This window comes from Bradyrhizobium sp. MI1.11, from assembly GCF_055811255.1.
On sequence record NZ_JBVVPM010000142.1, the window covers coordinates 1 to 2,780 of the forward strand.

General features: G+C 61.6%; 3 protein-coding genes and 1 pseudogene. 1 reads left to right on the plus strand and 3 read right to left on the minus strand.

What is annotated here, in order from left to right:
• Positions 1–74: 74 nt before the first annotated feature.
• Positions 75–230 (minus strand): annotated as a pseudogene (locus AC0L30_RS42625) (DUF736 family protein); the annotation flags it as partial.
• A 379-nt stretch (positions 231–609) separates the two neighbouring features.
• On the opposite strand from AC0L30_RS42625, the gene AC0L30_RS42630 reads away from it, so the two are divergent.
• Complete coding sequence (locus tag AC0L30_RS42630; RefSeq protein WP_473406757.1) at positions 610–771, plus strand: DUF736 family protein; 162 nt, start codon at positions 610–612, stop codon at positions 769–771.
• Positions 772–784: 13 nt separating this feature from the next.
• Here AC0L30_RS42630 and AC0L30_RS42635 read toward each other — a convergent pair whose 3' ends face one another.
• Both AC0L30_RS42635 and AC0L30_RS42640 read right to left on the minus strand, forming a co-directional pair.
• Positions 785–1,267, minus strand: a complete 483-nt coding sequence (locus AC0L30_RS42635) for a hypothetical protein (RefSeq protein WP_473406758.1) — start codon at positions 1,265–1,267, stop codon at positions 785–787.
• 134 nt (positions 1,268–1,401) lie between these two features.
• Positions 1,402–2,325 (minus strand): DUF2493 domain-containing protein, encoded by a 924-nt coding sequence (locus AC0L30_RS42640; protein ID WP_473406759.1) that lies wholly within the window; start codon positions 2,323–2,325, stop codon positions 1,402–1,404.
• Positions 2,326–2,780: the final 455 nt, after the last annotated feature.

Here is a 2,780-nt window from a genome sequence, read left to right on the forward strand (position 1 = left end):
GCGGCGCAGTCGCAAAAGCTCGGGAAAATCGCGGCTACCAGTCCACGACTCCGCATAATCCCGCGCTACGCATAATCCGCCCGGCCCACGTAGATGCGGTGGCTGGGAGCGTTGTCGTTGGAGCGGTTGGTCTCGGCGATGATACGGACGCCCTTGGCTTGCAGGCTCAGGGTGACGATCTCGCCCTGGAAATCGTTGCCGACCTTCTTGAAAGAACCGATGTTAGCCATGTCACTTCTCCTGTTGAGTTTCGAGCCCGCGACCACCGCGGCCTCGATGGCGATCTAAAGGCCGAAGACGATCGGCGACGCACCCGCTCGCGGGCCGGAGCGCAGCGGAGGACGTCGTTGCGGCGACTTTCTTGCCTCGCGAGGAATGGGCAAAGCCCAGGGGAAGAAAGTCGCAGCAACGGCGTTGCGGCTCAGACGATCGAGGCGCAGCCGGTCTTCGGCCAGATCAAGCCATCAACGAGGCCACGTGGTCTGCGTGCTGAACCGCAATCTTGAGGAGAAGACTGGCGAATCTCGGTTCTGCTGCACAAGAGGTTGATACGGTTCGGCGCAGAACGAGAAACAATCTGCCGCAAAGGGCGATATCGTCCCGGAACGAATGATCGAACGGAGCGCGCCGCTCCACCGCAGCTATGTGGGCCAGACAGAGACCGGTACGGCTTGCTTAAGCGCCCCGAGGAGGGAACGCGGTTACCTCTCGCTCAAGCTCGATGATCCCTCGTTCAACGTGACGCCCTGTGCCGTCTGGCTCGGCCGATGATCGCGACGAAGCCTCACCGCTCGTGCGCGGCGGCTGTGAGAACTGGTTCAGGCGCATTCTCCACCACCCCGGTCGACTCCGATGGGAGGGTCCCCGCAAAAACGGCCAAGCGTGTCCATGCCGTGCCGCCGATGCAAACCGCACCTCCGCATGCGAAGGCCTCGCGCCAAGCCAATGAAGGCACCCCGATCTGCGACAGGACAAAAATCACCTGATAGCCGGCGATCGCTGCGGGGACCGTGAATACGGTTGCGATCGCGACGCGCAAGATCAAGGACCGACTAACGGCGACGGCGACCTGACCAACGGCAAGCGTCAGCGTGCCAGAAGCAATTCCGATAAGCAGTGCGCCGAAGACGCCCGCGCCATGACGAAATGCCAACATCCCGACACTGAGTGCGACGAAAAACGGTAGCGCATACACCGCGAGCGCAAAGATGGCCCAGCAAAACAAACCGATACCGAGTGTGTTGAGAACAAGCCCAATGGCGAGCATGGTGGTGGCTCCATGTGCATGGATTTATCAATCGCGCCTTCCACCACCACCACGGCGCAGTTTCGGATGTAAAAACGAAACGAGGCGGAGTTGCGGCGAGCAACTCCACCTTGGCGTCTTCGAGGCGACGGCGCTCATGCGCCGCCGAACTTCCAGACGGGAATGCCGAGCCGCTTCGCCTTATCGGCGAGATTGTCCTGAATTCCCGTGCCCGGGAAATGCATGACGCCGATCGGCAGAAGCTCGAGCAACGCATCGTTGCGCTTGAACGGCGCCGCCTTGGCGTGTTTCGTCCAATCGGGTTTGAAGGCGATCTGTGGCACCTTGCGATTGGTCGCCCATTTCGAGGCGATCAGTTCGGCGCCTTTCGGGGAGCCGCCATGGAGGAGGACCATGTCGGGATGCTTGGCATGAACTTTGTCGAGCCGATCCCAGATCAGGTGATGATCGTTGAAATCGAGCCCGCCAGTGAGTGCGATCTTCGGCCCCGGCGGCAACATGACCTCAGTCTCGGCGCGGCGTTTTGCTGCGATGAAGTCACGGGAGTCGATCATTGCCGCGGTGAGCGTGCGGTGATTGACCAATGATCCCGACCGAGGACGCCAGGCCGAGCCGGTGTGGACCTCAAATCGCTCGATGGCCTGATCCCGGAACAGTTCCAGGCAATTGCGACGCTCGATCAGTGAGATGCCTTCGGCCGTCAGGCGCTCGAGTTCGACCGATCGCACTTCCGAGCCGTTCTGCTCGCGCTGGCTCTTATTCTGCGCTTGTTCGTTGTCATCGAGCTGCCGTTCGATGCGGTCGAGGGCCCGATGGAACAGGTTGACGGTCGACCAGAGCAGATCATCAAGGTCCGGCTCGAGCCGCGTGTCGTTCAGGGTTGCAACCAGGGCGTCGAAGATATCGACTACGGCGCCGGCGATCATCTTGCCTTCCGGAAGCGGCCTTGGATCGGGTTGGTCGTCGAAGGAACGATAGCCGAAGAGCTGTAATTCGGTGAGGACGTGGTCGGTTGAAGAAGAGGCATGCGGCGGTTCGATGTCGTCATGGTCGGTCATGGGAAGAGGTCCTTTGCCGGATCGGCCGCGACCATCGCGGCCTTCGTGGCGATCCTCTGACGGCGGGCGGACCGGGCCAGAACCCGAAAGGGCCGAAGCGGCAGCGAAGGATGGCGGAGGCCGGCTATTTTGCTTCGCGATGCAAAGCGCGCGGCCAACTGCATCATGTGTCTTCATATCGCTGGCGCGCGGCGGAAAACAGCCGGACGCAGCCATTGCCGGCCCGGGCCGCCTGCCGTCCGATCGCCCTCTAGAAGGCCGAGGCCGCGCCCTCTTCGGTATTGGCCTCGCCTATGACCGGCCTATCAACGTCGATCGAAACCGGGAGCTATTCCGCGACCACCGTCGACGAATGCAGGAAGCGAACGACGTCCTCTGTGTCAATCGGCCTGTAAATTTGACCCCTCATCGGCGTCCAATTTTGACCCCTTCGTGCGCCGCGGTTTGACGGTAGC